The following is a 26,644-nucleotide window of genomic DNA, read 5'->3' as shown; positions in this document are numbered from 1 at the left end:
TAGTCGGCGTCAGCATACGGAATGTGGCAATTCAGGCCCACGGAATTGTTCGAAGAACCTTTTATCAGCCCCCTGAAAAAAGGGCTTTGGGCGTCGACGCCAACGGAGAAGACGTTACCTTGCGGCTTGCGCGGAGAGGCCTCTCTGCATGGTCAGTCCTGCTACCGTTCCAGCACGAGAAGCGCGGGACACCCTTCCGAACAGCATGGGCCATTGGTGCGGCGGCCGCTCAGATGCCAGGGCATTCTCGATTTTGTGGGCGCTCTTCTTTATCTGGCCGCGGCATTACTTCTTAGCCGGTGCCGAACACAACCGCTGGTTGTAGAGAATGGCCTTGCTGGTGGCTGCGTAGTTGTCTGCGTCGCACGGCGGCAAAACCAGCGATGCGTCCTTTTGCGCTTTGGCAGCAGTCGTCTCGGACAGCGCCGCCAGGCACTGTGCACTGTCGCCACGGTGGTATTCAGTCACGGCGAGGTCACTTCGGGCCTTGTCGCGCTCGATCCAGTCCATGAAGGAGCCACAGTCGGAAAGCAGTGAACGCAGCGTCGTGCGGGCTGCATCGTAATTCTTGGCAGCGTATTGCTTGTGCGCCAGGCCGATGCGGACTTGGCGCTGGCGGTCGGTGCAGGCGGCGGGTGCACGGCGGTAGTCTCCGTCGAACATGGCGCGCATGCCGCAGAACTCTCGGCAGGCCTCGGCGGTGGCCGCGGAATCCAGCTTGAGCGCATCCTTGTTGCCCGACACTGCGATGTGGCACTTGCCGTCATCCTTGTCGATGCCGACGCGGCCATGGAACGTGCCGTCGATTGCACACGTGTGGCAGTTGCCGCCGATGGTGGTGATAGTGAAGCTGTTGCCCTTGACCGTCATTGTGCCGCTGGCGCTGCCGCCGAGAATATAGATGTACTCGCCCGGCTCGACGGCCGAGCCGGCCGCCATGGCGAACGCACTGGCCGACAAACCTATGATCGCCAACGCCCGCTGCATCCACATTCCAGGTGTCATGGTGTTCGCTCCAGATTCATGAAGGCGAGTGCCCTCTACGAAAACGCCATTCTGGCGGCAGCATGCAGTCAAGCGCAATCACAGGTGTTTTTATGCAAAGGAAATTTGCGCCGTTGAATCCGTGAACCTGATCCGTATAATCACGCAGCAATGCGAACAGGCCAATATTCGGTTGGCAATCGCAATATTAATAAAACAAAACAATACAGCGAGTCAGATTGATGGATGCGTCCCAAAAACCTTTGACACCACTGCCAGAAGAGGAACAGCACCCCGCCATCGTCCGCGTGGCCGACGCGACCATCCGCGATGCCAATGCACTGCTGCATGCCAACGGCGGCCTCAAGTTCGGCCGGGGCATGATCGGCACGATCCTGGCATTGGTGCTGGGCTTTTTATGTTTGTTGGGCGTGCTGGCGTTTCACTTTCCACAATATTTGACGACGCCTGAATTGCGGCGAGCGTATTCCGTGGATGTGATTCGGCAGATTCTGTTTGTCTCGCTGTTGATTTCGGGCGGGTTATCGCTGGCAAATATCGTGCTGGATAACCGTCGTCGCCTTAACGGCTTGGCGTTCCTCTTTGTGGTGGTTGCCGTCGCACTGGGTGGTTCTCGCGTGCCGGTGGGCGACTTTCCCGATCACACGCCGTACATCGGCATGGATTGGTTCATTCTCGACTTGCTCGGTTCGACGGCGATTTTCGTACTGCTCGAGAAGCTGTTCCCGCTCTACAAGAAGCAGCCGGTGTTTCGCGCTGAATGGCAGACCGACATGGTGCACTTTGCCGTCAACCACTTTATCGTCGGGCTGGTGCTGCTGGTGGTGAACTTCGTGATCCACCGCGTGTTCGGATGGATGGTGCATGCGGATTTCCAGCAGATGGTGCAACACATCTGGTTCATCCCCCAGTTGCTGTTGTGCATGCTGGTGGCTGACTTGATGGAATACGTCACGCACCGCGCGTATCACGAGGTGCCGTTCCTTTGGCGCTTTCATGCCGTACATCACAGCGTGAAGACAATGGACTGGCTGGCCGGCTCGCGCCAGCACATTCTTGAGTTGATCGTCACGCGTGTGGCGGTGCTGGGGCCGCTGTTCGTGCTGGGTTTCGACAAGGCCGTGGTCGACGTCTACATCATCATCGTGGGGTTCCAGGCGGTGTTCAATCACGCCAATGTGCACTTGCCGTGGGGGCCGTTGAAGTACATTTTTGTGACGCCGGATTTCCACCACTGGCATCACTCGTCGGAAGATGAAGCGATCGACAAGAATTACGCGGCGCACTTCGCTTTCATCGACTACCTGTTCGGCACCGCAGTGAAGTCGAAGAAGGCCTTCCCTGAAAAGTACGGCGTGGTGGGCGACTACATGCCAGACGGCTTCGTCAACCAGCAGCGCTTTCCGTTTCGTCGTCAGTAGAACTGAGCCGAAGGTTTTTCATCATGCCGATCGCCCCCGCTGCCCTGCGCCTCATCGCCCGCCTCGGGCTTGAACCGCACCCGGAAGGCGGCTTCTATCGCGAAACCTATCGCAGTGAGGAGCGCGTCCAGCGAGGCCGGATCCATGTTCGGGCCGTCGAATGTGCGGCTGCCACTGCCATCTATTACCTCTTGGCCGATGATGCATATTCCGCCTGGCATCGGATCCAGTCGGACGAGTTGTGGCACTTCCATGCGGGTGACTCACTCAATGTGCACGTGCTGGAGGCTGACGGCACGGTGCGCACGCATCAGCTTGGCCACGCGGCCCACGACGCGATGGCGGTGTACCAGGCGATGGTGCCGGCAGGCCGCTGGTTTGCGGCCGAACGCGTGCCGGGTGAGCATGGGTATGCGCTGGTCGGTTGTACCGTCGCACCGGGATTCGAGTTCAGCGAGTTCGAGCTGGCCGACAGTGGTGCGCTGCTGGCAAGATATTCGGCACATGGCGATCTCGTCCAAAGGTTGCTGCCCAAGCCCGTAGTGCGTTAGTCAGCACCACACCACGCTTTCATAGCTGACCGTGCGGCGGTAGACGCTCATGCCCCGCCAAGTGCTGTACTCCATGTACGCGCACGTCAGGATGACGATCCAGTTGGCTGCGGTGGTGGCTGCGGTGGACATATCCCCTCCCATTTCTGCCTGCCCGATAGCTGTGTTATCGGCACGCTTTCAGTCTATGAGAGGGGTCTCCGAAACCATTGCACGAGCAATGACGCTTCTTGGCGCTTATTTCAGGACCTTGTTTCCGGATGGGCATCCCACGCCGCAAACGCCCATGCGGCGCCAGTTCAAAGCATTCTTGCGCGCACAACCTTGCAGCCAGCCGGGTTTCGGCGGCAGTTCTGATCTACGCTTGTGGCAAGCGCTGCGGCGTGACGCACTGTCCCCATCCACATCACACAGACGCCTCAGGAAGAACATCATGGCAACCATCGGATTCATCGGCCTGGGCATCATGGGCGCCCACATGGCACGCAGCCTGATCAAGGGCGAGCACACCCTGATCGTCAGCGGCAAGCATTCCGTCCCGGACGATTTGCGTTCGCGCGCCACGGTTGTCGCCAACTCGGCGGCGCTCGCGCAAGCGGCAGACATCATTATCGCAATGGTGCCGGACACGCCGGACGTGGCCGATGTGCTGTTTGGAGAAGACGGTGTCGCGCAGGGCCTGGCGGCCGGCAAGCTGTTCATCGACATGAGTTCGATCTCCCCAATCGAAACACAAGCATTTGCCAAGCGTGTTGAAACGCTCGGCGCGGATTACCTTGATGCGCCTGTTTCGGGCGGCGAAATCGGCGCGCGCGATGCCACACTCACCATCATGGTCGGCGGCAAGGATGCCGCGTTCGAGCGCGCCAAACCGTTGTTTGCATTGATGGGCAAAAACATCACGCATGTGGGTGACTCCGGTGCCGGACAGACTTGCAAGGTGGCCAACCAGATCATCGTGGCGCTGACCATCGAGGCCGTGGGCGAAGCGCTGCTATTCGCCTCCAAGGCTGGCGCTGATCCGGCACGCGTGCGCGAAGCGCTGATGGGCGGTTTTGCCTCGTCTCGGATCCTTGAAGTGCATGGCGAGCGCATGATCAAGCGCACGTTCGATCCAGGCTTTCGCATCGAGCTACACCAAAAGGATCTGAACCTGGCGTTGGAAGGCGCTCGCAAGCTCGGTATTGCCCTGCCGAACACCGCCTCTGCGCAACAGCTTTTCAGCGTGTGCGCGGCCAACGGCGGCAAGGCGTGGGATCACTCAGCCATGGTGCGTGCGCTGGAGCTGATGGCAAATCACCCTGTCGCCTGAAGCACAACGGGGTGCGTACCCAAGAGCACCCACCCCGCTGCATGACCCTCAACCGCCTTCGACTTACAACTCAAGCTGCTCCAGCACCTTTCCCTTGGTCTCGATGCCGAGGAAGTAAATGGTGATCGCCGCCAGGATGGGTACCAGGGCCAGCAAGAAAAATGCGTTGCTGACGTTGCCCGAGCCGATGGTTGAGCCGATCAGCATCGGCGAGAAGATCGCAGCGATCTTCAGCCACGCGCCACCCATGCCACAACCGATCGCGCGGATGTTGGTCGGGTACAGCTCCGGCGTATAGACATACGCAGTGATGAACCCGCAGGCCATCAACCCCAACGCCAGCGAGCAGAGTCCTGCCACCACATAGAGCGATTGCCCGTGCAGCAGCCCAGCCAGGGCCAGCGAGATGCCGCACAGCACGAACGACACCACCATCACCGGCTTGCGGCCCACCCTGTCAACAATCATCGCGCAAACCAGCGAGCCCACCACGCCCAGCACCGACGCCAGCGCCGCCAGGTTCAGCGCCAGTTGCAGCGGCGCGTGGTAGATCGTTTTGTAGATCGTCGGCAGCCACGTCGACAGGCCGTACTGGATGAAGCCACACGTTGCCCACAGCATGGCCACGACCACCGTGCGCTTGATGTACACCGGGCCGAACAGGTCGCGCATGCCGCGCTTTGGATGGCGATGCGACATCTGCTCGAATGCCGAGGTATCACCCAGCGGTGGCAGCGGCTCTTTGGCCTTGGCTTCAAAGCGCGCCTGCGCGCTATCGGCCTCGGCCATGCGGCCATTGGTGGCCAGCCAGCGCGGCGACTCCGGCACGGCCTTGGGCAGCGTGAAAAACAGCACCAGCGGAATGCCACCGAGGAAGTACATCACCTCCCAACCGAAATGCGGCACCAACCACGCACCCAGTGCGTTGGACACCAGCAGGCCAATCGGGAACACCACCTCATAGAGCAACACAAAACGCCCGCGACCATGTGCGCGCGTGACTTCGTTGATGTACGTGGCCGCTACAGGCAGCTCGCCACCCAAGCCGATACCCTGCACGATACGCAGCGCCGCAAACACGGCAAAGCTGGGCGCCACACCGCACAGAATGCTCATCAACCCGATGATGCCCGCGCTATAGCCGATCATGCGCACGCGGCCGAATCGCTCTGCCAACATGGGAAACACCAGCGCGCCAATCAACTGGCCAATGCCGGGCGCACCGATCACGAAAGCAATCTGCGCCGGACTCAGATGCCATTGCGCGATCAGCAGCGGCAGCGTAGCGGCAATGACGATCACGTCAAAGCCATCGAAGAATGTCGCCAGCCCGATCAGCAGACGCGCACGCACGTGCATACCGTTGCTCTTGAGCCGCTCAATGCGGGCAACGATCTTGCCCAGGCTCATCGCGCCCAATGGCACATCGTTGTCAATCAAAACACCTGGCTTCATGTGAAGCTCCTTCCAGGGGATGGATGTTGCTGCGCCACTGGGTCGCTGCCCAGCGGCGCGCGTTGGGTCAGGACGTCAGAACGAGTGATGCACCCCGGTGCTGACAACGAGTTGGTTGCGCTGTGCCGACACGCCCACGCCGTTGATGGCAGCGGACTGCGCATCGCCAGCCGCACGCTGGTAGGTGCCTTGCACGTACACCTGCGTGCGCTTGGAGAAGGCATACACGTTGCCCAGGCTGAACTGATTCCAGCGGGCGCCCTCGTACTTGCTGAAGGTATAACCCACGTTGAGCGTGTTGGCGGCGCTGTAGTGCCAAGCGGTACCCAGGTCGACGTTCTGTGCGCGGGCATTGGCGCCACCCAGGGTAATGCGCGTTTGCGTGTAGACGGCGTTGAACTGCAGCGGCAGGCCGCTGAACTGATACAGCGCGCCGGTACCGAAGGACTTGACCGAACTCATCGGCGTCATCACACCTGGCACCAGCGTCGTGCCCAGCGTGTTGGTGATCCCCAAGCGGCCCGCGATGTCCAGCGCGCGGTCGTTCGATGCCGTGTAGGCGGCAGCAGCACGAAAACCGCCGTTGGTGTAGTACGCGCCCAGGCTGTAGCTGCGGCTCTTGGACGGCGAGCCAGGCACTTCACCAAAGCCGTACACACCGCCCAGTTGCAGCCCGCCGAAGATGGGGGAGACGTAACGCACAGCGTTGTCGATCTGGAACTGGTTGGCCAGGTTGTCGAAGTTGCCCGGGTGGAACAGGTAGAAGTTGGTGAGCTGAAAACCGTTACTCAGGCGACCAAGGTAATCGAACATGAAATCCGCCTGATGACCAAGCTGGATGTTGCCCAGGCGATCGCTGGTAAGGCCCACCCACGCGGTCCGGTTGAACAGCTTGCCGGCCACCACGCTGCTGCCCGTGTCGCCCAGAAAGCCCGACTCCAACTGGAAGATGGCCTGCGTGCCGCCGCCAAGATCCTCCGAGCCGCGCAGGCCGAAGCGATCCGGCTGCATGGTACCCGGGTCCATACGCAACGCCGAGCCACTGCTCGCGCCGCTCTTCAGGCTGTTGATGTAGGCCACGCCTTCATCAATGCTGCCGTACAGCGTCACGTTGCTCTGGGCCGCTGCCGTACCAGCAAGGCACATCGCCGCAATGGCGAACAAGGTTGTCTTCATTTGCTGTTTCCTCCACTGGACAAGGTGTCCGCCCTGCCCGTTGTTATCGCCGTCTTGGTGGACGAGCTGGTTGTGCTTCTTGTTTTGTTTCGTATGCGAAACGTCGTTTAAAAGAAAAACACGGCGCAAAAAAAAGAGGGCACGGCTCTCGAGCCGGCGCCTGAGCAATCCCCCCCCGTTACAGATCAATCACCAGCCGCTTGCCTTTGCAGCCGGATACGCAAACCATCATCGTTTGGTTGGATGCGCGCTCGCTCTTGGAGAGCACGCTGTCACGGTGGTCGGGCTCGCCTTCCAGCACGCGTGTTTCGCACGAGCCGCACACGCCTTCCTTGCAGCTGTGTTCCACCTCCACGCCAATCTCGAGCAGCGCATCGAGCAGCGACTTGCCGGCCGGCACACACAGCTCAGCACCGGTGCGCGCGAGTCTGACCTGATACTCCCCGTCCTGCACCGACTCCACGCCGGGGTCAGCTGCAAAGCGTTCGATATGGACGTTGGCATAGCCAAGTGCCTCACATGCCGACTCAAAGGCGCGCAGCATCGGGCCTGGGCCGCAGCAATAGAAGTGCGTATCGGCCGGATGCCCTGCAAGCAGTGCTTTCAGATCAGGCGGGCCGCCGGCTTCGGCATCCAGGTGGAAGCGCACCGCATCGCCATGCGCGGCCAGCTCATCAGCGAAAGCCGCTTCAGCGTGCGAGCGTGCGCAGTAGAGCATCGAGAACACCTTGCCCTGCTCGGCCAAGCGACGCGCCATGCAGACGATAGGCGTGACACCGATACCACCGGCGACAAGCACCGTGCGCGGCGCAGTTTCATCCAGCTCAAAGTGGTTGCGCGGGCCCCCAATCTTGAGCATCGAGCCCACACGCAACTGCTCATGCACATAACGCGAGCCGCCACGGCTGTTGCGATCAAGCAGCACGCCGACCACGTAGCGGTCACGCACCTCAGGCGCACCGCACAGCGAATAACTGCGCACCAGCCCGTTGCCCAGATGCAGCTCGATATGCGCACCGGGGGCGTACTCGGGCAAGGTCTTGCCGTCAACGTCGCGCAGCTCCACGCTCACGATGCCTTGGGCTTCGTAGCGCATGGCGTGCACGCGCAGGTTGAGGGGGAAATTCGTACTCATAGCACTTCTCTCTGCAACGTTTCAGCGCTTTTCCTTTTCCGTCAGGAACTTGCCTTCCGGGCCGGCGACGTTCTTCTGGCGGCGCGTGTTGCCATCAATGCCGCCGTCGATCGCCCATTCGGCAAACACGGTCGGGCCGGGCTCGAAATCGCGCGGCTGCCAATTGGCGTCAAGCTGGTCTTCATCGGCGTAGTACTCGATCAGGCCACCGGCGGGGTTCTTGAAGTACCAGAAATACGCCGACGAGATCGGGTGACGGCCCGGGCCTAATTGCGTATCCCAACCGCTGCGCGATACATGCATGCCACCACCAAACACTTCGTGAATGTCGCGCACCGTAAAGGCCACGTGGTTGAGCCCGCTCTTGGCCTGCGGCGTTTGCAGCAGAAACAGGTCGTGATGGCCACCCTCGGGTTCGCAGCGCAGAAACGCGCCCCGGCCCGGGTAGTGGTCAGACGGCACAAAGCCGAGCTTCTCGATATAGAAGCGTTCCGTCGCCGCCACGTCCTTCACGAAGAACACCACGTGGCCGACCTCAATGGGCGTGGCGCGTTCGTAGATCGGGCTGGGCTGGTTGCGGCGCGGCTTGTCCGTCCACGTATTCATCTCGGCGCATTGCACGTCGATGTCGCGCTTGGCGGTCAGCTGCACACGCACGGCCAGGCCGTTAGGGTCCGTGCAGCCGACGCGGCCATCCGCGTTGACGTAGCCGGGCTGGTCGGCCAGCTTATCGGCCAGACGATCGAGCACGGCCTGCGAATCGGCGCCCCAGATCACTTCACGCAACGTCGGGCCGGCTTCCATGGCGGGCGGCAGCGTTATATCGTCGCTGCGCTTGACGCGTACGCGGCAACCGTTGAGCGTTTCGAACAGCAGGCCGCCGGCGTCTTCCGATTGCAGGGCGAGCCCCCAATCCTGGAAGAACCGCTTGCAAGCGGCGAGGTCGTCGGCACCGTAGACGATTTCGTCGATGCCTCGAATCGTGTTCATCTTCATCTCCTGTGGTCCGGGCGTTTGCTTTGGCTTCAGTTGGCGTTGGCCCAGGCCAGCGGTTGTTCGTTCAGGCCCCAGTAGAGGCTCTTCTGTTCCATGTACTGCAGGATGCCCAGGCGCCCCTTCTCGCGGCCCAGCCCGCTGTCGCGCCAGCCGCCAAATGGCGTCGAGATCGAGAACTGTTTGTACGTGTTGATCCACACATTGCCGGCCTGCACGGCGCGGCCGATGCGCCAGGCGCGCTTGTAGTCGCGCGTCCAGATACCGGCAGCCAGTGCGTAGACGCTGTCGTTGGCCTGTTCGATGAGTTCGTCTTCGTTGTCGAAGGCCATGGCGACGAGCACCGGGCCAAAGATTTCTTCCTGGCAGATGCGCGCGCTGTTGGTAAGCCCCTCGATGATGGTCGGCGTGTAGAAGTAGCCCGACTCGCAGCCAGAGATTTCCGGGCGCAGGCCGCCCGTGCGCAGGTGGCCGCCCTCTTCCACACCCATGGCGACGTACGACTCGATGGTCTCGCGGTGGCGATCCGTGATCAGCGGGCCCATCTGCGTAGCCTCGTCGGCCGGGTTACCAACGCGCAAACGGGCAGCAGCGGCAGCCAGGCGATCCATGAATGGCTCGTACAGCGAGCGCGCCACAAACAGGCGCGAACCCGCGATGCACGATTCACCCGACGAGCTGAAGATGCCGTACAGCACACCGTTCACTGCGTGGTCGATATCAGCATCTTCAAATACCATCGTCGGCGACTTGCCACCGAGTTCGAGCGACACCGGCATCATCTTGTCGGCCGCGATATGTGCGATATGGCGCCCGGTATTCGTGCCGCCCGTGAACGACACACGGCGCACCAGCGGATGCTTGGTGATCGCATCGCCGATGACGGAGCCCTTTCCCGGCAGCACGCTGATCATGCCCTTGGGCACGCCCGCCTCTTCGCAGATGGCGGCCAGTTCCAGCGCCATCAGCGGCGTGACTTCGGCCGGCTTGACGACGACGGCGTTGCCGGCGGCCAGCGCGGGCGCCATTTTCTGCGCTTCGCTGGCGATGGGCGAGTTCCACGGTGTGATGGCAGCCACCACGCCCATGGGTTCATGCACGCTCATCGTCAGGCTATCGCCACGCGCGGGGGTCAGTGATTCCTCCAGCGTCTCGCACGCAGCGCCGAAAAACTGGAACGTGGCGGCAGCGCTTGCCACCAGGGCGCGCGTCTCGTTGATCGGCTTGCCGTTGTCCAGGCGCTGGCGTTGCGCCAGAGCTTCGCTGCGCGAGCGGATCAAATCGGCCACGCGATACAGCACAGCAGCACGTTCGTGCGGCTTGGCGCTTGCCCAACCGCTGGAGAGGAAGGCGCGGTACGCACCGGCCACAGCCTCTTGCACGTCAGCCACGCTGGCGGCATTGAGTTCTGCGACGACCTCACCGGTGGCCGGGTAGCGCGTGACATAGCGTTCGCCGGTGCCGAGGCGCCATTCGCCTGCAATGCAGATCGGCAGCACGGACGTTGCGGTTGCGTTCAGGGTAGAGACAGTCATGGCGCAATGGCCTCACTCAAATCGAAACGGCGTGCGCGCGATTGCCCAGCGCACGCACCACGCTGAACACCGTCAGCGCAGATGTCTTGGGATTGGCCGCCAGCGGCTTGCCGCGCATGGTCAGCTCGAACCCGCCAAAGGCGCCGCGCGCCTCGACGTGGTGGATGTTCTCGTCCACCGTCGGGTCGGCCAGCAGCTTGACGTGCGTGTGCTCCAGCCCGAGGCCCGCCAGCGACAGCGTGGCCGCTACGTTGGCGTTCTTCGGGAACAGGCGTGCGGCTTCGCGGGCGTTGCCTTCAAAAATCACGGTCGGCTCACGCAGCGCATCGAGATCGAACTGTTGATCGGCCGGCGTGTCTTTCCAGGCGCGCGGGGGCTTGCGGCCCGTGTAGACCACGGCATCGAGCCCACCGACGCGCGCTGCGGCAAGCGCGTCGATTGCACCGATGGCGCCGGACAACAATTGCACTTGGGCATTGCCGCGCCGGGCCGCCGCCTCCAGCCGCTCAGCCACGCCGGGCTCGGACAGCGCACCGACCGATACCACTAGGCAATCGATGCCCTGCTCCAGCGCCGGCAACACGTGCTCTTCCAGCGCGTCATGGCCAGCGCACTCCACCAACAGGTCAGGATGCGCATCCGCCGACAGGTGCGTCGTCACGCGTGCATTCGGGGCAAACGGGGCGATGGCCTCGCGTGCCTTGTTCATTGCGTGCTCGGGCACGATCACCGTGTCGAAGCAGACGTCCGGATCGGCTTTGAGCAACTCCAGCACGCCTAGCCCGATCGCTCCGCAACCGACCATCGATACATGCAGCATGTCTGGCTCCTTGGATGGATTCGCTTGCAGGCTCACGCCACCACCGTGGTGCGTTCGGCAGCGCGTTCGCCCAAGCCTTCCTTGGCCTGCTGGTTGACCGGCGGGCCTGCGAAGACGGTCTTGAAGCTGCCGATGGAGAGCATGTCGATCTCCATCAGGAACGGGCCTTCGCCCGCGGCGGCTTCCTTCAGCGCGCTTCCCACATCCGCCAGATCGGACACACGGCGATGGCGCAGTTGCAGCGACTGTGCGAGCGCCGCGTAATCCGGCGTATGCAGATCCACATAGTGGCGGCGGCCGCCATATTGCGCATCCTGGATGTTCTTGATGACGCCGTAGCCCTTGTCGTTCATCAGCACGATGACAAGGTTGGCCTGCTCCTGCACGGCAGTGGCCAGTTCGCCCAGATTCAGAATGAAGCCGCCGTCGCCGGCCAGGCAGAACGTGGTCTTGCCCGACGCCGTGGCCGCCGAGCCGATGGCCGCCCCAATGCCCATTGCCAGGCCCTGGCCGATGCCGCCACCCAGCGCATGCACGCCGGCGCGCGAATCGAAGATGCGCAGTTGGCGGTTGCCCCAGGTGCTGTTCGACACCGTCACGTCGCGCACCCAATTGAACTCGCGGCCCACGGCAGCTTGCAGCGCTTCCACCAGCTTCGCATACGGGCCCAGGCCATCGATCAGGCCACCCACCGCCGTATCGTGTGCTGCACGCAGATCACCGGCAAATGCAGCGTCGATCTGCATCCTGTTTTCCAGCCGGTCAGCCAGGCCATCCAGCGCGAGGGCCGAATCTCCGCAGACGAAGTAGTCGCTGGCGTAGCAACGGCCTTCTGCCGAGGCATCTGCATCGATGCGGTACAACGGACGCGGCAACTTCAGTTCGTACTTGAGCGTTTCATTGCCGCGCAGGCGCGAGCCGACCACGACCATGGCATCGCACGTCTGGTAGAACGCTTCCACCGGCTTGTGCAGGTTGAACGCGCCCAGCGAGCGCGGATCATCCTCCGGCGCGATACCGCGGCCCTGCGTGCTGGTGACCACGCCAAAACCCAGATCCATCAAACGCTTGACCTGCTTGACAGCGTGGCGTGCGCCACCGCCCAGCCAGAGCATCGGACGGCGCGCGTGTGACAGGCGCTCGGCCAGCGCATCCAGCGCGTGCGCCGAGGGCACATGCTGCGGCACCTGCAGCGGGCGCAAATCGTCCGGCATCGGGATCAGCGCGGCCTGAATGTCGATGGGAATCTCTACGCTCACCGGGCCCGTCGGCGCCGTCAGCGCTGTCTGCACCGCCAGCTTCATCGTGCTGATGGCGGTGTCTGCACTGCGAATGCGGAAGGCAGCCTTGGAGACGGACTTGAGCATCGTGAGCTGGTCCGGCGCTTCGTGGATGTATGCGAGGCTCTGGTCCAGATACGGCGTTTCGATCTGGCCAGTGATATGGAGCAGCGGCGTGCCGGCGGTCAGCGCCTCGACCATCGCACCGGCTGCATTGCCCGCCGCGGTGCCGGTGCTGGTCAGGCATACGCCCAGGCCACCCGTGGTGCGGGCATAGGCGTCGGCCATGTTGGCGCCGCCTGCTTCGCCGCGCGCCATGATGAAGCGAATCTTGCCGCGCTCGCCCATCGCATCAAGGATGGGCATGTTGTGGATGGAGATCACGCCAAAGGCGGCCTTGACCTCGCAGGCCTCCAGGAAGGCTGCAATCGCGTGGCCCACCGTGACCAGTTGTTGTTCGTGTTGTCGTTCCTGTTGTTGTCTATTAAGCATGACGGGAGTGTCCTCCGGAGATATCGATGTGGCTGCCCGTGGTGTACGAAGACAACGGCGAGGCAAGGAACAGAATGGCGCGGGCTGCCTCTTCGGGCAGGCCCAGGCGGCCAAGGGGAATATGCTTTTGCGCGGCCAGGCGGCGCGTCCACGCGGCCCAGTCGAGATGCTGGTCTTCTTCGGGGCGCGCATCGAAGCGGCGGCGCCACTGGCCGGACTCGACCAGCCCGATCAGGATGCCGTTCACACGCACGCCCTTCGGCGCGAACTCGGTGGCCATCGAGCGCACCAAATTAAGCACGCCGGCACGCGCGGCCGAGGTGGCCACCATATGCGGCTCGGGCTGCTGCGCCAGCAGCGAATTCACGCAGACGATCGCACCGTGCGCCGAGCGTTCCAGTTGCGACAGGAAGGCACGCGTGGGGTGGATAACGGAGAAGAACTTGAGGTGCAGCTCCTGCGTCCACGCGGCATCGTCGGTATCGGCAAAGGTCGAGACGCGGCCCTGGCCAGCGTTGTTGATCAGGATGTCGATGGGGCCGAGCGCTTGTTCCACGGCATCGGCAAACGCGGCCATCTGCATGGCATCGAGCACGTCGCACTTGGCGGCGAACAACGTGGCCTTCGGGAACCGGTTACGCAAGCCTTCCTCGGCGTTTGCGAGGCGCTCTGCATTGCGTCCGCACAGCGCCACGGCGGCGCCGGCTTCCAGCAGCAGTTCAACGGTGGCGAGACCAATGCCGGACGAACCTCCGGTCACAACAGCGGTCTTGCCAGTCAGGTCGATCATCGGCATGGTCATTCCCGGAACAGATTGACGACCTTGCCACTGGCGGGGCGGTAGTCCAGCAAGTACGACAGTTCGCCCGCAGCGGCGCGCACCTTGTCGATCATCAAATCGAGTTGCGCGGCTTCGATGCGCGGCGACGGAATGGTGGTGCCGAGCGCAGCCACCACCTTGCCGGCACGGTCCAGCACGGGCGCAGCAATCGTAGAAATGTTGGCCTCGAAAAAACCTTCCTGCAGCACGTAGCCGTGTTCGCGGTCGCGCTGGACCATCTCGAACAGCTCTTCTACCGTGCGCGGCGTGTTTGCGGAGAACACCTCCAGCTGCGGCTCCGGATAGAGCTGGCGCAATTCGGCCAACGACAGATCCGCCAGCAACACGCGGCCCAGCACCGTCGCATGCGCGGGCAGGCGCGTACCGACATTGACCGAACTTGTGAACGGCGTGGGCGCCACTGACTTCGCCACGTAAACGATCGAACGGCCGTCACGCACGACGAGGTTGCACGGGTAATGGATGTCGTCACGCAGACGATCAAGCAGCGGACGGCCCAGCTCGGTCAACTCCAGCGAGGCCAGATATTCAAAGCCCAGGCGCAGCACTGCCATACCGAGACGGAAATCACGGCCGCCATCGACACGCTCGATAAAGCCCATCACTTCAAGCGTGGTCAACAGACGGAACACCGTCGAGCGCGGCACCTTCAGGCGGCGCGCCAATTCCGGTGCAGACAGCACGCGGTCTTTGTGGCTGAACTCGCACAGCAGGCGCAGGCCGCGTTCGAGCCCAGGCACGATGTACTTTTCCTGCACGTCTTCTGGGATGAGGTCATTGCTCATACGTCTTCGCGCTTAGGCGTTTCGAAAATTGGAGAGGACGGCTTGTTCGATCCAGCCTGCAACGGCATCAGGCGTATCGATATAGGAGGCGTGCCCGGCAGCCCGCACAAGCGCAAACGGCAGGCCGAACGTCTCGGCCAGCGCTCTGCAGCCTTGCGGGGGTGTGATGCAATCCACATCGCCGCAGGCGATTTGTGCTGACGTTGATGCGGGCCGCTTGCCCAGATAGGTGTTGATGTCATCGCCGCTGAGCATCGCCACGGCCTGGCGATACCCTTCGTCGTTCAGGCGCTTCATGTTCCAGCGCACCCAGGCACGTTCTTCATCAGTGGCATCGGGCCGCAGCAGATGCGCATGGCGCGACTCCGCCATGCCATCGATGCCGAGCTGATCGAGCGTTGCCAGGCGCTGGGCCTGCACGCTGCGCGACTCTTCTTCCTGCCCCGGTCGGCCGTAGCCCTGTGCAGGGTTCAGAAGCAGCAAGCATTTGGGCTGCATCACTGTCGGCGCTTCGGCCACATAGGCAGACGCCATCAGCGCGCCCAACGAATGGCCGACGATCGCGTCGGGCTTCACATGCAGCTCGGCAAGCCACGCACGCAACCGCACGGCATAGTCGGCTGCGCGCGGCTCGGCTTGTGCAAGCGGCGTGGAGTTGCCGTAGCCTGGCGCATCCCATGCGAGCACACGCATGGTTTGCGACAGCATCCGCGCACACGGCAGCCACGACGCAGCGCTGGAGCTGATGCCGTGCAACAGCACCACCACCGGCCCGCGCTCGCCCCATTGCCGATAGCCGATGCGATCGCCGCGCTCGTTGATCGTAACGGTGTGTTCGGCAAATGCGGCGCCGAGCGCGGCAAGCGCATCAGCAACGCGAAATGGTGCAGAAGACATGACAGCCTGCGCGCTCATGGCATCAACGCTTGATCTTGGCGAGCGGGTGCTCGGGCGGGTACGTCGGCGTGATCGGCTTCTTGGCCCCGAGCATCACGCACATCAGCGCGTCTTCATCGCCGATGTTGATTTCTTCGCGGTACACACCCGGCGGCACCGAGACGAGATCGCGGTCGGTCAGGATGGTCTCGTAACGCTCGCCGTCTTTCTCCAACACCAGCTTGAGCTTGCCGCGAATGACGAAGAACACCTCTTCCACATCGGTGTGGAGGTGCGACGGCCCTTCGTGGCCTGCCGGAATGACCATGGTCGAAAACGTGAAGTGTTCCGCCGGCACCGTGTTGGTGTCAGCCGACACGCCCGTGCCGCCCGTGCCGAGGTAGCGCATTTGCGCGCGGCGGTATTTCGGGTCGTAGTCGGCCTGGAATTTGAGGGCATCCCAGTCGTATCGGCGGGTGGAAAAACGCGCCACGCGGCTGTTCATCCAGTCTTCAAACGACGCGCCTTCCGGGCGGTCCCACGTGCGCTGCACTTGCTGTTGTTCGGAGAGATCGCTCATCGAATACCTCTTCTGAATGGTGTGTGGATGCGTTACTGCATTACTGCATGACAAAACCGCCGTTGACGGCCAGCGTCTGGCCCGTCACGAACCGGGAAAGATCGGACAACGCGAACAGCACGGCGCCGCAGACGTCGCCGGGCATCTGATCGCGCGAGATGGCGCGCTGGTCGCGGTACAGCGCATGCCGGTGCGCCGGCACATATTCGGTGGCTTCCACCAGCGTCAAACCCGGCGCGATAGCGTTGACGGTGATGCCGTCTGCGCCGCATTCACGCGCCAAAGACTTGGTCATGCCGATGACGGCGCTCTTGCTGGCCACATAAGCCAGCAAGTTGGGCGCGCCCCACAGCGGCGTGTCTGACGACAGGTTGACGATGGCGCCGCGCCCCGACGCCTTGAGTGCCGGCAGGCAGGCCGTCGTCATCAGCCAGGTGCCGCGCACGTTGACGGTCATCACGCGGTCCCAGGTGTCCACGTCGATGGACGAGGCATCGCGCCCGCCCGAATTGGTGATGGCCGCGTTGTTGACAAGGCCATCGAGCCCGCCCAGTGCCTGCGCAGCCGCCACAGCACAGGCCCGAATGGAAGCCGGATCCCCCAGATCGAGCGTGAAGCCGTGGGCCTCGAAACCGGCCGCGCGCAGTGCTGCGGCCTCTTCCTGCACGCGTTCGCCAAGAATGTCTGCCAGCGCAACCGCGCCGCCGGCTTGCGCAATGGACTTGGCAAATGCCAGCCCCAGCCCGCGTGCGGCACCTGTCACGAGCACCTTGCGGCCGGCCAGCAATCCGGTGGCTGGATTGCGCTCAGGCATGTTGGGCTTCCGTGGCAACCGGCTTGAGCATCGCGACCGGGGCATCGGCCAACTCGGCAGCAGCGCGGCGGGCCAGCACACGGCGGATGCGCGTGATGCCGATGTCGTGCTGGTACAGCGTCTCGTGATCGCGCGCTTCAGGCGCCATCGATTCGAGCACCACGCGGTCCTGTTCGAGCACATCCCAGTGCAGGCCTTCCAGACGGTTGCGATACAGGAAGCGCCACACGTCGCGCTCCCAGCCCTGCACGTGGCGCGTGCGCCAGAAGTAGACGATGCAATGCTCTTCATCCACCGGCGTGACGATGCCGATGATGGTGAACGGGCCGCCCGGCCCCACCTTCGGCTGATACGGAATCGACAGGCGCAGCCACATCGTGCCGGTCTCGCCAAACTCGGTCCAATCGAAGTTCACGCCGCGCTGCCCGGTCTTCTGGAACATGATCCCGTGCTCGGTTTCAACCACTTCCATCACGGCCTTCTTCTCGCCGCTGGCCATCGAATGCGACACAGCGTGCAGGTATGCGCCGTGCATCGGGTCCATGACGTTGTCGATGGCGTAGCGGTAGTTGACGTTCCAGTGTGCAAAGCAGAGGAAGTGGCTGTGCTCGTCGCTGGTCAGCTCTTCGGGCAAGCGCAGCGTGCCGACGGCATCGTCAAACTCGGAGGGGGCCTTATCGCCAAACCACAGGAAGATGGCGCCGGCACGTTCCTGCACGGGGTAGCTGCGTACGCAGGTCTTGCCTTCCATCGGGCAGGCATCGACTGCCGGCACACTCGTGACCGTACCTTGGCCGTTCACTTCAACACCGTGGTACCAGCAGGCCACGTGGTCGCCCAGGTTCCAGCCCATCGACAGGCGTGCGCCGCGATGCGGGCAGCGGTCTTCGAGTGCATGCACCTGGCCAGCGGTATCACGCCACAGCACGATGTTCTGGCTCAGGCGGGTCATGCCCACCGGGGCGTTCTTCACATTCCACGACGCCGCCACCGGATACCAGTAGTTGCGCAGACCGGTGTTGATGCGCGCTTCCTTCTGCGCTTCCTTGTTGCCTTCCATTGCTTACCTCGCTTGATGGGGTTGCGCCGGCCGTCTCTGTGGACGATGCGGCGTCGAATCGTGTGGTACTCAGGCGCCCAGGCGGCGCATCTCCGCCAGGAATGCCGCTTCCGTCCAGGCCTCACCGCCGGCAGCGTTGCGCGGGCCGCGCTCATTCAGCACGACGACGATATCGGCCGGCGTCTGCGCGCCGCCCAGGAACGCTGCTTCAAGCGAATCGGCCAGTTGGCTCTCATAGGCAGCCGGCTCGGCAGCGCGCGTCTGCCACACCAGATTGGCAACGTGGCCGGGGCGCTCGACACGGCCCTTGCCAGCGACGTTGTTCGGAGAAATCGGCTCCCACGGAGCGAGGTCGGGGTTGTATTGCGGTTGCATTTCTGTCGACTCCATCACGTTTCACTTGTTTTACCTATGAAACGTCTGTTAATATCTGGAACACAGGTGCAACTATAGACCGCGTCTTAGAAATCGAAGATGCGGGATTACCCTATGGCTTTGGAAAAAAATGGCACGCTGGAAGCCGGCTATTCAGCCGGATTGCCCACCCGGCGCCAGTTTTGAGGCGAACTCACCCCCAGCGCCCCGAACGCAATTACAGAAACTTCCGGTAGACGACGAAGCCGGATTTTTCGGCAATGGTGTCGTACAGCTTCATCGCCGTTACGTTGGTTTCGTGCGTTTGCCAGTACACGCGCGGCGAGCCCGCCTCGGCAGCACGGCGATACACAGCCTCGATCAGCGCGCGCCCAACACCCTGCCCGCGCGCAACCTCAACCGTGAACAAATCCTGCAGATAGCAGCTCGCCTGCACCTGCGTCGTGCTGCGGTGGAAGAGGAAATGCACGATGCCGAGCAACACGCCCTCGCGCTCAGCGACCATGGCGTAGACGGGTTCCCGCTCATCGAAGAAGCGCTGCCATGTCGTCTGCGTGACGAGATCAGGCAAAGCAGTTTCGCCCGCGCGGCCGTAAAAGGCGTTGTAGCCATCCCAGAGGGGTTTCCAGGCGGCAAAGTCATCTTGACGGATGGGGCGAATACACAAATTTGCAGCCATGGCAGGAATCCGTGCGGGCAAGCCGCCATTGTGCCAGCCATGAGGCGTGCGACCCCAATGCTGATAGGCATCGGTGTAATGACCCAGCGAAACCTGCACAAGTTAAGCGGCTAAAGCAAACGCCTCAGCCGGGGTTTTCATCTTCAGCGCCTGGTGTGGCCGTCGATGGTTGTAGAAGTGAATCCAATCCGCGATCGCGCGGCTGGCGTGTTGCAGCGTCTCAAAGCGATGCCGATGCACGCATTGCTCCTTGAGCGTGCGGATCACGCGCTCAACCATTCCGTTCTGCTGCGGGCAGTGCGGCGTGATGAACTCCTGGCGCAGGCCATAACTGCGCACCAAGGCCGTGTAATCGCGGCTCGTAAACACCAGGCCGTTGTCGCTTCGAAGCAGGAACGGCTTCGGCACCCGTCCGAGGAGGCCGAACCGAGCGATCAGCGCATGCTCCAACGCGCTCGAAGCCGTACTGGCGCGGCCGCTGCGCGACAGATGCCAGCCAAGCAACTCGCGCGTGTGACAGTCGATCACCAGCGCCAGCGTCGCCCAACCGTCTCGGCCTGCCCAGACGCGGCACATATCTGTCGACCAGCGCTCGTTCGGTGCGGTGGCCACCGACGGCACGGCTTGAATGCGCGGCCGGAAGCCGACAGGACGTTTGCGAACCTGCCAACCCATGAGCTGGAAGATGCGTTGAACCGTGTTCTTGTTGAACCCCAGCAGATGTGCCACCGTCCGGTAGCCGAACGACGGCGACTCTTCGATCATCGTCTTGATCGGCTCCGCGAAGCGAGCCTGGACCTTCGGCGCGGACTTCACCGTCCGGTAATACACGGTGCGGCGCGGCACCTCAAACCACCGGCACAGCTTAGAGATCGAGACGGTAATGCCGTCGGCTTGCAGTCCCTGGCGGATCATCTCGATCACTTCTCGTCCTCGCCCAGCAGGGACTGCAATTTTTTTCGAGCACGCAACTCCAGCATGGCTTCGCCGTACGCTTCCTGCAGATCCTTGATCTGCCGCTCGTATTGCTCCTTCACATCCAGCGGGTTGGCGCGCAGCGCGTTCTCCATGCCGCGCTTGCCGTCGTCTACCCAACCTTCAATCTCGGAGGGCGACAGGTCGTAGGCGCGGCTGGCTTCCGCTACCGTCGTCTTGCCCTGGATGATGTCCAGCACCAGCGCGCTCTTGCGCTTGGCCGTCCAGCGCTTGATGTCTTCTTCCATCTTCGTGCTCATCGTCATTTCTCCTATTGTGACGTGAGCAGGTTTTCACTGGGTCAATACATCGGCTCACAGCCCTGGGGATAGCCCTGAGTCAATCCATGGGGAGAAGAAAGTTTGCTGAAAGCATCGACCTTTTACAGTGCGCTCCATGGCCCGGTCACGACCCGGTATCGGGCAGTGCGATCTCCACGCACATCAGCGTCATCACGATAAGGGTCGGGTGTTGTACCAGCCATATCGCCGGACTGAATGGGATGCAAGCTCGGGGATGCCAGGTCCGGCGTCCGCTTCAATCGGTCTTTCCTGCTGTCAACCTTGCGGCCCGCCGTCCTCCCGGTGGGCTGTTTTCTTTTGGTCATTTCCAATCCCCAAAAGAAAAAATGGCCGGCACTTCTGCCGGCCAAACGTCCTTGAACCCAGTGACAAGTCAAGGTCGATATGAACTTACATCGGCACGCACGCGGGCGTGCCAGATTGCTTTGACGAGCTGACCCCGATCAGAAGCGATGGCGCACGCCAATCATTGCGCCGGTCTGGTTTTGGCCCGGCAGCGTGTTTGCGCTGCCCGTCACGCCATAGGTCGCGTTGCCCTTGTTGTTGACATAGCCAACCAGCGCGTAGGCGTCGGTGCGCTTGGACAATGCGTAGTCAGCGTTCAAGACAAACATCCACGAGCTGTTGCTGTCGGTGCGGGCGTTGGTGTAGTAGGCCGCGCCGGTCAGCGTGAAGGCCGGCGTGAACTTGTACAGTGCGCCGAGCCAGTACAGGTTGTCGTGACGCGCCGAGCCGGTCGTGACTTCGTCGCGCATCCAGCGATAGCCCGCAAACACCTTGGCGTCGCCCACCGCATACGATGCGCCAATGGCGGTACGCCGGGCGGTAAGGGCCGACGAGGCAACGGTGCTGCCCTGGTATTGGTCATAAGCAACGCCCACCGACAGCGGACCGTTCGCATAGCCAAGGCCGCCGCCAAAGTTGGTGCCGACCTTGAAGTGGCCCGGCACTTCACCGCCCAGGCCCGAGTTGGTGTCGCGGCCAAAGCTGTAGAAGCCGGTTGCGGTCAGGCCGCCGAACTTGCCCGTGTATTTGACGGCGTTATCAGCACGGCCGTTGAACTGGTTATCGACCGAGTTGAGCGAGTACGCCGGGCCGACGGCCATCGGGTCGTAGGCGCCAAACAGGTCATACAGCGCGTTCTGTTGACGCCCCAGCGTGACAGCGCCAAAGTCGCCTTGCAAACCAACGTAAGCCTGACGGCCAAACAGGCGGCTACCCTGGGCGGATTTGCCGGTATCGATATCGAAACCGCTCTCCAGCACAAAAATACCCTTCAGATTATTCCCGAGGTCTTCCACCCCGCGGATACCCCAGCGCGAACCGGACAGACCGCCCGAGGTGAGCGCAGCGACCGAACCGTTGCCGTTGGCGCCGGCATTCACGTGGCTTTGGTAGCTGAGGCCGGCATCGGCAATGCCGTAGAGCGTCACGCTGGACGACTGGGCAAACGCGGCGCAGGACACGGTGCTGGCCAGTGCTGTCACTGCAAGGAGAGCTTTATTCATTATCAGTCCCAATTATGCTTGAACGAATGATCTTTTAACTTTATGCCCGTGAATCTGTTCAACTTTCATTTGCGAATCCGCATCCAGGCGAATCGGAATGAACCGTCGTAAGAAGGCGGTGCAAGTCTAAGGGGGGCCGGCCTCCAGAAAGAAGCGAAAGACCGAAAACACTGTGTTCTTTTTTCCGAACAATCTGTTCACATTGCTGAAAAATTAAGAAGGAAGATGCATGGCAAAATTCGAGCACTGCCTAACCAGAAAACTGGCTTAGCTGAAACACAAAAGGATGAAAAATTGAAAGGGGCCGACTGGAAAGACTGGGAAATCTTCTGCAGGGTTGTCGAAGGCCAGGGCTTCACAAAAGGGGCGGCACTGGCGGGCGTGCAGAAATCATCGGCGAGCCTGGCCGTGTCCCGCGTCGAGGCAAGCGTGCACGCCAGACTCTTCGAGCGGAACACCAGACATGTGCGCATCACCCAGCAGGGCAGGCTCCTTTATGAAAAGCTGGCGCCGCTGTTCGAGGCGTTGAGTGATGTGACCCGAGACGCCAAGGTGGCTTCCGAGGAGGTTCGCGGCACGCTGGCGATCGCCACGCCTGCCGAGATCGGCGTTCAGCAGCTATCCCCCTGCCTGTCCCAGCTCATGCAGAGCCATCCCGATCTTCAGGTGCGCGTCGACGTGACGTGGGAACTACCCGATCTCGTTCGACAGGGCTACGATCTGGCGTTCGTCATGACAAACACGTCGTTACGTGACAGTGGCTTCGTGTGCAAGCGGGTCGTTCTGTTGGAGCGCGCGTTCTTTGCATCGCCAACGCTGGTTCAGCGTTTGGGCTGTCCCACACGCCCTGCTGATCTGACTGACTGGCCGACCATCGCCAATGACGAGGAGACCAGTTGGGAGTTCTTCCACGAACGCAACGAACCGGAAATCTTGCCGGTCCAGCCGCGTATGCGCACACGCAGTGCCGAACTGCGCATGCGCGCAGCCCTGCACGGCCTGGGTGTGACCCGGTTGTCGCAACAGTTTGCGGCTGACGAAGTCGCCCGCGGACGCTTGATACACGTCCTGCCCGCCTACCGTTCGTCACCGCTGAAGATCTACGCGCTCATGCCCGCGAGGCGAAACATGCCGGCGGCAGTTCGCGTGTTGCTGGCCACCCTCGAATCAACGCTGGGCGCGGCAGCGGCGCACCGCAGCCCGACCTGAGCCGCCCGTCCGATCCTCACATCTGGAACGTCGCGGGGGTCGATGAAGCCTTGCGCTTCCTGCGCCCGATCGCGATGTGCACCCACAGGGCGATGCACACTGTCACGCCTGCCAGCCAGTGCAGGATCTCTGCACTCTGGCGCGGCAATTCGCCGTTGACGTAATACAGCGCGTAGCCGGTCGCCACAAGCACCGCCGTCAGCGTGCCAAACACTGCGCCCGCCGCGCGATTGCGCCGCCGCACCCACGCGTTGCGGATATGCGGCCCCCACAGCATGCCAAACAGGTACAAACCCGCCATGGCAGCCGCGCCGTGCACCTTCATGCTCCACGCCAGCACCTGCGTGCCACTCTCGCTGCCATCGTCCAGAAAATGCAGCGCCAGCCAGATCAGGCCCGTCACCAGCAGCGCTGCAAACACGCCATACACCATCCAGCGCCGGCGGCGGCTCAGGCGGAAGGCGCTTTCGCGCAGATGATGCGAAAAACGAGGAGGAGCGGACATGACGTGCAGGGAAAACCGATGAATCGGCGAATATCAACCCGGCGAGTATACGGCCACCGTCGCTTTGTAGCGGCCAAGCAACGGATGCGCGGCATTGCCTGTGGCGAGCACGATCTTGGTCAGTGCATCGGCCAGCATGCAGATGGGTGCCTGCACCGTGGCGCCTGCCCATGCAGGCAGCGCAACCCGGTCTGCACCGTGAATGCGTGACGCGCCATCTGCAACGGCGCCCAACCCACCCGCGGTTGAACTGGCGAGCGCGGCATTGTCGAGCCGAACCGTTGCGGCGATCCGCGCCGCGTTGCGCGTGTCGCGCACCTGCACGGTCATCGGTTGCACGCCGTGGTGGCGCAAGTCGCCACCCGCGTTGACGACGGCACGCCCGATCGCATGCGCGCGCATTGCCTCGACGGCGCAATCGACGGCATAGCCTTTAGCAATGCCACCCAGATCCATCGACGCGCGGGTCTGCTTGAGAAGGACATCGCCGTCGAAGGCCACAGGAAAGCGCGTATCGGCCAGATCCTCGGCGTTGCCGACACGGCAATCGAAGGCACGCGCCGACTCGGCATGCAGCGTGGCCGCCACGCGCAAGACGGCAAGCGTGCGGCGATCGACATTCAATCGCGCGCCCGGTACAGCGCGGTTGATTGCCTGTAACTCGCTGCTCGGCGCGTGAAAGCTCAACAGCGCATGCACGGCGGCAATCTCATCAAACGCCGCCGCGACCGCCGCCGCGGCATCGGGCCCTTCGGCCTGCACATCGACCAGCGTGCCGAGCAGCGGACGCGCGCGCCGGCAGACGACCGGCATCAGTGCTTGACGAGCGCCAGTTGCGCCATCGCCGCAATGCGGCGGATGCCATCGGTCAGGTGCGTGCATGACAGCGTTGCCCCGCTGATGTTGTTGATGTCATCCCCCACGCGCAGCGCCGACTTGGCCGACTTGCCCAGGAACTGTGCGCGCCACGGCTTGTTGCGAACTTCATAGCCGTGGCTTTCGCGATAGGAGAGGATCTCGACGCCGCTGATCTCGCCCGCCGCGTTCAAGCCGACGGCGTAGTTGATCAGCTCGAACTTCCCGATGACGGCATCGGTGACAACGTACCCGAGTGTCTTGTCACCCTGCCTGGCTTGCCACGCGCGCCAGGCACCCGGCTTGGCCGCACCGCCAGCACGATCGGCCAACTGTTTGAGCTGGTCGGCCGACAACGTGAGCAGCACCGGCTCGAAGCTGGTGGCCTCGGGAAACATCGCCTTCTGGGCCTCGGCAGCAGTCATATAGTCGGCTGCAAAAGCCTGCGTGATAACGGCACCCGGTGCGCCCACGGCGGCTGCACACACGAGAACGATGGGCACTGGCTGGTAACGCATGGCTTGCGCCTCCTTCGGTTCATTTCATTGAATCGGTACAGCCTGGAACCCGTTCACGATCCGTAGCGAGCGGCCCAAGGTTGGCCCGACGAGTTTGCCCACCAGGCAGCCGTACATAGGCACGGCGAGCCTGGCAGGGTCAAGATCGAGCCGCACAGCAGGATCGCGAGCAGGTTCTTAGAACGAGACGCCCAAGCCCAGATCAACCCGCGAGAAATCGCGGTTCTGCTTGAAGCGCTGGTAGTCGATCTTGAACACCACGTTCGGGTTCAGGTAGAAGTTCGCGCCGATGGTGTACACCGTGTCGGCCAGCAGGGGCCAGCCCGACGGCGAGGCAAAGCCCGGCGCCAGACCTTCGTACTTCTCGGCCATGTTGTAGCGCTCGTAGCGGACGAACGGTGCGAGGCGGTAATCGCCCTTCTGCCAGATGTTGTAAGCGGCTTGCATGTACCAGCCATAGAACGCCGATGGCATCGGGTTGGCTGCGCCCGGGTTCAACTGGTTGGCAGCGGCGGTGTTGCTGAGCGTGCCGCGTGCATACAGCGCAGACAGATCCCACTTGCCCGGGGTCCATCGGGCGTGCGCTTCATACAGCGTTGCGCGTTGCTCCGGCAGCGGCGCGTCGGTGCGCGCACGGCTGCTCTTGCCCGTGAAAACCGAGCCGCCGAGTGTCAGGCCCGAAATACCGGTGTAATTGAGCGCCACGTACTGCGACAGGTTCTTCGCGTTTGCCAGCCCCAGCTCCTGGTGGGTCTGCTGCAGCGGGCCCGCACCATTGTTCTGCATCTCCAGCGCGGAGTTGAATAGCGGGTTCTCCGGGTTGAAGCTCCACTTGGCCAGGTTCAGGCCGGTGGTCAGGCCCACGTTCCAGTTCAGGCCGAAGTCGGTATCGCCATACAACGAGAGACCACCCTCACGCCACGTGCTCGGAATGATCAGCGTTTCAACAAAATTGCGATGCACGCCGTAGTAGTTGGTCGGCTCGTGGTTGCGGTTGATGAAGCCCGCCGGGATCAGGAACAGGCCCGCGTTCAAGCCGATCTTCTCGGTCAGCTTGTGGTCGATGTAGAACTGCTCGACCTCAAACTCGCCCGAATCGGACGACGATGCAATCGCATGCTCAACTTCAAACTCCGAATTGAAGCGCGTCTTGTCGTTGAACTTGTAGCCAATGCCGAACACGGCGCGCGACAGGTCCATCTTGGTGTCTTCGGAGCGACGGGTCGGGCGGCTGTAGTTGACCTCGCCGTAACCCCACAGCGTGAGGTTGTCCAGCGGCGACGGCTTGGACGAAGCGATCTGCGCCGTCTGCACGGTCTGCTGCACGTCTTGCAGGGCGGCCGTTTGCTGGGCCTGGGCTTTCGCTTGCGTCTGCTGCTGCGTGGCGAGCGTCGCGTTCTGCGTCTTGACTTCCTTCAGTTCGGCTTTGAGCGCTTCAATCTGCGCGGCCATCGCATCGAGCTTGTGTTCGAGTTGCGCCGTGGTGGCGGCGTTGGCTGCGCCAGCCCCCATCAGCGCGATGGCTGCGGCGGCCGACAATGCGGTTCGTTTCATGCTGTGACGCTCCCTGGTTTTGCTTTGAACTTT

28 protein-coding genes are annotated in these 26,644 nt (G+C 62.5%); 4 read left to right on the top strand and 24 right to left on the bottom strand.

What is annotated here, in order from left to right:
* Positions 1–285: 285 nt before the first annotated feature.
* A complete protein-coding gene (locus tag PSUB009319_RS21645; RefSeq protein WP_185453522.1) occupies positions 286–987 on the bottom strand; it encodes a hypothetical protein in 702 nt (233 codons plus the stop codon).
* Between the two features lie 239 nt (positions 988–1,226).
* Here PSUB009319_RS21645 and PSUB009319_RS21640 point away from each other — a divergent pair, with 239 nt between their 5' ends.
* Together PSUB009319_RS21640 and PSUB009319_RS21635 are read left to right on the top strand one after the other, a co-directional pair.
* The gene (locus PSUB009319_RS21640; protein ID WP_124384230.1) at positions 1,227–2,426 is read left to right on the top strand and encodes a sterol desaturase family protein; all 1,200 of its coding nucleotides are present in this window, start codon (positions 1,227–1,229) and stop codon (positions 2,424–2,426) included.
* A gap of 23 nt (positions 2,427–2,449) precedes the next feature.
* Entirely contained in the window at positions 2,450–2,977 is a 528-nt protein-coding gene (locus PSUB009319_RS21635; RefSeq protein WP_124384229.1) for a cupin domain-containing protein, read from the top strand.
* Here the strand turns inward: PSUB009319_RS21635 and PSUB009319_RS23340 are convergent, their stop codons facing one another.
* Complete coding sequence (locus tag PSUB009319_RS23340) at positions 2,978–3,109, bottom strand: hypothetical protein (RefSeq protein ID WP_260393105.1); 132 nt, start codon at positions 3,107–3,109, stop codon at positions 2,978–2,980. It abuts the gene before it with no gap.
* Between the two features lie 301 nt (positions 3,110–3,410).
* Here PSUB009319_RS23340 and PSUB009319_RS21630 point away from each other — a divergent pair, with 301 nt between their 5' ends.
* Positions 3,411–4,289, top strand: a complete 879-nt coding sequence (locus PSUB009319_RS21630) for a 2-hydroxy-3-oxopropionate reductase (RefSeq protein WP_124384228.1) — start codon at positions 3,411–3,413, stop codon at positions 4,287–4,289.
* Between the two features lie 63 nt (positions 4,290–4,352).
* Here PSUB009319_RS21630 and PSUB009319_RS21625 read toward each other — a convergent pair whose 3' ends face one another.
* The 18 genes from PSUB009319_RS21625 to PSUB009319_RS21540 all read right to left on the bottom strand — a co-directional run bounded on the left by PSUB009319_RS21625 (position 4,353) and on the right by PSUB009319_RS21540 (position 21,970).
* Positions 4,353–5,744 carry an MFS transporter gene (locus tag PSUB009319_RS21625; protein WP_124384227.1) on the bottom strand — a complete coding sequence of 464 codons (1,392 nt, stop codon included), beginning with the start codon at positions 5,742–5,744 and terminating at the stop codon, positions 4,353–4,355.
* Positions 5,745–5,819: 75 nt separating this feature from the next.
* Positions 5,820–6,920 carry a porin gene (locus tag PSUB009319_RS21620; protein ID WP_124384226.1) on the bottom strand — a complete coding sequence of 367 codons (1,101 nt, stop codon included), beginning with the start codon at positions 6,918–6,920 and terminating at the stop codon, positions 5,820–5,822.
* 178 nt (positions 6,921–7,098) lie between these two features.
* Entirely contained in the window at positions 7,099–8,055 is a 957-nt protein-coding gene (locus tag PSUB009319_RS21615) for a PDR/VanB family oxidoreductase (RefSeq protein WP_124384225.1), read from the bottom strand.
* Positions 8,056–8,076: 21 nt separating this feature from the next.
* Complete coding sequence (locus tag PSUB009319_RS21610) at positions 8,077–9,045, bottom strand: VOC family protein (RefSeq protein WP_124384224.1); 969 nt, start codon at positions 9,043–9,045, stop codon at positions 8,077–8,079.
* Positions 9,046–9,080: 35 nt separating this feature from the next.
* On the bottom strand, positions 9,081–10,583 hold the full coding sequence (locus PSUB009319_RS21605; protein ID WP_124384223.1) for an aldehyde dehydrogenase: 1,503 nt from the start codon (positions 10,581–10,583) through the stop codon (positions 9,081–9,083).
* Between the two features lie 16 nt (positions 10,584–10,599).
* On the bottom strand, positions 10,600–11,403 hold the full coding sequence (locus tag PSUB009319_RS21600) for an aspartate dehydrogenase (RefSeq protein ID WP_124384222.1): 804 nt from the start codon (positions 11,401–11,403) through the stop codon (positions 10,600–10,602).
* A gap of 32 nt (positions 11,404–11,435) precedes the next feature.
* The gene (locus tag PSUB009319_RS21595) at positions 11,436–13,175 is read right to left on the bottom strand and encodes a thiamine pyrophosphate-binding protein (RefSeq protein WP_124384221.1); all 1,740 of its coding nucleotides are present in this window, start codon (positions 13,173–13,175) and stop codon (positions 11,436–11,438) included.
* Complete coding sequence (locus PSUB009319_RS21590) at positions 13,168–13,971, bottom strand: SDR family oxidoreductase (protein ID WP_124384220.1); 804 nt, start codon at positions 13,969–13,971, stop codon at positions 13,168–13,170. Before PSUB009319_RS21590 ends, PSUB009319_RS21595 begins: the two co-directional genes overlap by 8 nt.
* A 2-nt stretch (positions 13,972–13,973) precedes the next feature.
* Complete coding sequence (locus PSUB009319_RS21585) at positions 13,974–14,801, bottom strand: IclR family transcriptional regulator (RefSeq protein ID WP_024979220.1); 828 nt, start codon at positions 14,799–14,801, stop codon at positions 13,974–13,976.
* Between the two features lie 12 nt (positions 14,802–14,813).
* Positions 14,814–15,716 carry an alpha/beta fold hydrolase gene (locus PSUB009319_RS21580; protein WP_124384219.1) on the bottom strand — a complete coding sequence of 301 codons (903 nt, stop codon included), beginning with the start codon at positions 15,714–15,716 and terminating at the stop codon, positions 14,814–14,816.
* Between the two features lie 4 nt (positions 15,717–15,720).
* Positions 15,721–16,257 carry a cupin domain-containing protein gene (locus tag PSUB009319_RS21575; protein ID WP_124384218.1) on the bottom strand — a complete coding sequence of 179 codons (537 nt, stop codon included), beginning with the start codon at positions 16,255–16,257 and terminating at the stop codon, positions 15,721–15,723.
* A gap of 40 nt (positions 16,258–16,297) precedes the next feature.
* Positions 16,298–17,071, bottom strand: coding sequence for an SDR family oxidoreductase (locus PSUB009319_RS21570; protein ID WP_124384217.1), 774 nt, complete (start codon positions 17,069–17,071; stop codon positions 16,298–16,300).
* Entirely contained in the window at positions 17,064–18,131 is a 1,068-nt protein-coding gene (locus PSUB009319_RS21565) for an aromatic ring-hydroxylating dioxygenase subunit alpha (RefSeq protein WP_124384216.1), read from the bottom strand. Before PSUB009319_RS21565 ends, PSUB009319_RS21570 begins: the two co-directional genes overlap by 8 nt.
* Before the next feature lie 69 nt (positions 18,132–18,200).
* Complete coding sequence (locus PSUB009319_RS21560; RefSeq protein WP_124384215.1) at positions 18,201–18,506, bottom strand: recombinase-like helix-turn-helix domain-containing protein; 306 nt, start codon at positions 18,504–18,506, stop codon at positions 18,201–18,203.
* A 217-nt stretch (positions 18,507–18,723) separates the two neighbouring features.
* Positions 18,724–19,185 (bottom strand): GNAT family N-acetyltransferase, encoded by a 462-nt coding sequence (locus tag PSUB009319_RS21555; protein ID WP_124384214.1) that lies wholly within the window; start codon positions 19,183–19,185, stop codon positions 18,724–18,726.
* Between the two features lie 102 nt (positions 19,186–19,287).
* The gene (locus PSUB009319_RS21550) at positions 19,288–20,100 is read right to left on the bottom strand and encodes an IS3 family transposase (protein WP_124384235.1); all 813 of its coding nucleotides are present in this window, start codon (positions 20,098–20,100) and stop codon (positions 19,288–19,290) included.
* Between the two features lie 5 nt (positions 20,101–20,105).
* The gene (locus PSUB009319_RS21545) at positions 20,106–20,420 is read right to left on the bottom strand and encodes a DUF1153 domain-containing protein (protein ID WP_124384213.1); all 315 of its coding nucleotides are present in this window, start codon (positions 20,418–20,420) and stop codon (positions 20,106–20,108) included.
* 485 nt (positions 20,421–20,905) lie between these two features.
* Complete coding sequence (locus tag PSUB009319_RS21540; protein ID WP_124384212.1) at positions 20,906–21,970, bottom strand: porin; 1,065 nt, start codon at positions 21,968–21,970, stop codon at positions 20,906–20,908.
* 225 nt (positions 21,971–22,195) lie between these two features.
* Here PSUB009319_RS21540 and PSUB009319_RS21535 point away from each other — a divergent pair, with 225 nt between their 5' ends.
* Complete coding sequence (locus PSUB009319_RS21535) at positions 22,196–23,179, top strand: LysR family transcriptional regulator (RefSeq protein ID WP_260393104.1); 984 nt, start codon at positions 22,196–22,198, stop codon at positions 23,177–23,179.
* 16 nt (positions 23,180–23,195) lie between these two features.
* Here PSUB009319_RS21535 and PSUB009319_RS21530 read toward each other — a convergent pair whose 3' ends face one another.
* From PSUB009319_RS21530 to PSUB009319_RS21515, 4 genes are all read right to left on the bottom strand, one after another.
* Positions 23,196–23,684, bottom strand: coding sequence for a hypothetical protein (locus tag PSUB009319_RS21530; protein WP_124384211.1), 489 nt, complete (start codon positions 23,682–23,684; stop codon positions 23,196–23,198).
* Between the two features lie 33 nt (positions 23,685–23,717).
* Positions 23,718–24,497, bottom strand: coding sequence for an FAD:protein FMN transferase (locus PSUB009319_RS21525; RefSeq protein ID WP_124384210.1), 780 nt, complete (start codon positions 24,495–24,497; stop codon positions 23,718–23,720).
* Positions 24,497–25,057, bottom strand: coding sequence for an FMN-binding protein (locus PSUB009319_RS21520; protein ID WP_124384209.1), 561 nt, complete (start codon positions 25,055–25,057; stop codon positions 24,497–24,499). The genes PSUB009319_RS21525 and PSUB009319_RS21520 overlap by 1 nt, the downstream gene beginning before the upstream one ends.
* A gap of 177 nt (positions 25,058–25,234) precedes the next feature.
* The gene (locus tag PSUB009319_RS21515) at positions 25,235–26,611 is read right to left on the bottom strand and encodes a porin (protein WP_124384208.1); all 1,377 of its coding nucleotides are present in this window, start codon (positions 26,609–26,611) and stop codon (positions 25,235–25,237) included.
* Between the last annotated feature and the right edge of the window lie 33 nt (positions 26,612–26,644).

Origin of the sequence: Ralstonia sp. SET104, from assembly GCF_003851545.1 — a bacterium.
GTDB lineage: Bacteria > Pseudomonadota > Gammaproteobacteria > Burkholderiales > Burkholderiaceae > Ralstonia.
The sequence above is the reverse complement of the archived record's forward strand: the minus strand, read 5'-3'. Positions and strand labels throughout refer to the sequence as shown.

Coding starts and splice junctions, on each gene's coding strand:
- PSUB009319_RS21645 (WP_185453522.1), bottom strand. CDS start 987: ATGCAGCGGGCGTTGGCGATCATAGGTTTGTCGGCCAGTGCGTTCGCC.
- PSUB009319_RS21640 (WP_124384230.1), top strand. CDS start 1,227: ATGGATGCGTCCCAAAAACCTTTGACACCACTGCCAGAAGAGGAACAG.
- PSUB009319_RS21635 (WP_124384229.1), top strand. CDS start 2,450: ATGCCGATCGCCCCCGCTGCCCTGCGCCTCATCGCCCGCCTCGGGCTT.
- PSUB009319_RS23340 (WP_260393105.1), bottom strand. CDS start 3,109: ATGTCCACCGCAGCCACCACCGCAGCCAACTGGATCGTCATCCTGACG.
- PSUB009319_RS21630 (WP_124384228.1), top strand. CDS start 3,411: ATGGCAACCATCGGATTCATCGGCCTGGGCATCATGGGCGCCCACATG.
- PSUB009319_RS21625 (WP_124384227.1), bottom strand. CDS start 5,744: ATGAAGCCAGGTGTTTTGATTGACAACGATGTGCCATTGGGCGCGATG.
- PSUB009319_RS21620 (WP_124384226.1), bottom strand. CDS start 6,920: ATGAAGACAACCTTGTTCGCCATTGCGGCGATGTGCCTTGCTGGTACG.
- PSUB009319_RS21615 (WP_124384225.1), bottom strand. CDS start 8,055: ATGAGTACGAATTTCCCCCTCAACCTGCGCGTGCACGCCATGCGCTAC.
- PSUB009319_RS21610 (WP_124384224.1), bottom strand. CDS start 9,045: ATGAACACGATTCGAGGCATCGACGAAATCGTCTACGGTGCCGACGAC.
- PSUB009319_RS21605 (WP_124384223.1), bottom strand. CDS start 10,583: ATGACTGTCTCTACCCTGAACGCAACCGCAACGTCCGTGCTGCCGATC.
- PSUB009319_RS21600 (WP_124384222.1), bottom strand. CDS start 11,403: ATGCTGCATGTATCGATGGTCGGTTGCGGAGCGATCGGGCTAGGCGTG.
- PSUB009319_RS21595 (WP_124384221.1), bottom strand. CDS start 13,175: ATGCTTAATAGACAACAACAGGAACGACAACACGAACAACAACTGGTC.
- PSUB009319_RS21590 (WP_124384220.1), bottom strand. CDS start 13,971: ATGCCGATGATCGACCTGACTGGCAAGACCGCTGTTGTGACCGGAGGT.
- PSUB009319_RS21585 (WP_024979220.1), bottom strand. CDS start 14,801: ATGAGCAATGACCTCATCCCAGAAGACGTGCAGGAAAAGTACATCGTG.
- PSUB009319_RS21580 (WP_124384219.1), bottom strand. CDS start 15,716: ATGAGCGCGCAGGCTGTCATGTCTTCTGCACCATTTCGCGTTGCTGAT.
- PSUB009319_RS21575 (WP_124384218.1), bottom strand. CDS start 16,257: ATGAGCGATCTCTCCGAACAACAGCAAGTGCAGCGCACGTGGGACCGC.
- PSUB009319_RS21570 (WP_124384217.1), bottom strand. CDS start 17,071: ATGCCTGAGCGCAATCCAGCCACCGGATTGCTGGCCGGCCGCAAGGTG.
- PSUB009319_RS21565 (WP_124384216.1), bottom strand. CDS start 18,131: ATGGAAGGCAACAAGGAAGCGCAGAAGGAAGCGCGCATCAACACCGGT.
- PSUB009319_RS21560 (WP_124384215.1), bottom strand. CDS start 18,506: ATGCAACCGCAATACAACCCCGACCTCGCTCCGTGGGAGCCGATTTCT.
- PSUB009319_RS21555 (WP_124384214.1), bottom strand. CDS start 19,185: ATGGCTGCAAATTTGTGTATTCGCCCCATCCGTCAAGATGACTTTGCC.
- PSUB009319_RS21550 (WP_124384235.1), bottom strand. CDS start 20,100: ATGATCCGCCAGGGACTGCAAGCCGACGGCATTACCGTCTCGATCTCT.
- PSUB009319_RS21545 (WP_124384213.1), bottom strand. CDS start 20,420: ATGAGCACGAAGATGGAAGAAGACATCAAGCGCTGGACGGCCAAGCGC.
- PSUB009319_RS21540 (WP_124384212.1), bottom strand. CDS start 21,970: ATGAATAAAGCTCTCCTTGCAGTGACAGCACTGGCCAGCACCGTGTCC.
- PSUB009319_RS21535 (WP_260393104.1), top strand. CDS start 22,196: ATGCATGGCAAAATTCGAGCACTGCCTAACCAGAAAACTGGCTTAGCT.
- PSUB009319_RS21530 (WP_124384211.1), bottom strand. CDS start 23,684: ATGTCCGCTCCTCCTCGTTTTTCGCATCATCTGCGCGAAAGCGCCTTC.
- PSUB009319_RS21525 (WP_124384210.1), bottom strand. CDS start 24,497: ATGCCGGTCGTCTGCCGGCGCGCGCGTCCGCTGCTCGGCACGCTGGTC.
- PSUB009319_RS21520 (WP_124384209.1), bottom strand. CDS start 25,057: ATGCGTTACCAGCCAGTGCCCATCGTTCTCGTGTGTGCAGCCGCCGTG.
- PSUB009319_RS21515 (WP_124384208.1), bottom strand. CDS start 26,611: ATGAAACGAACCGCATTGTCGGCCGCCGCAGCCATCGCGCTGATGGGG.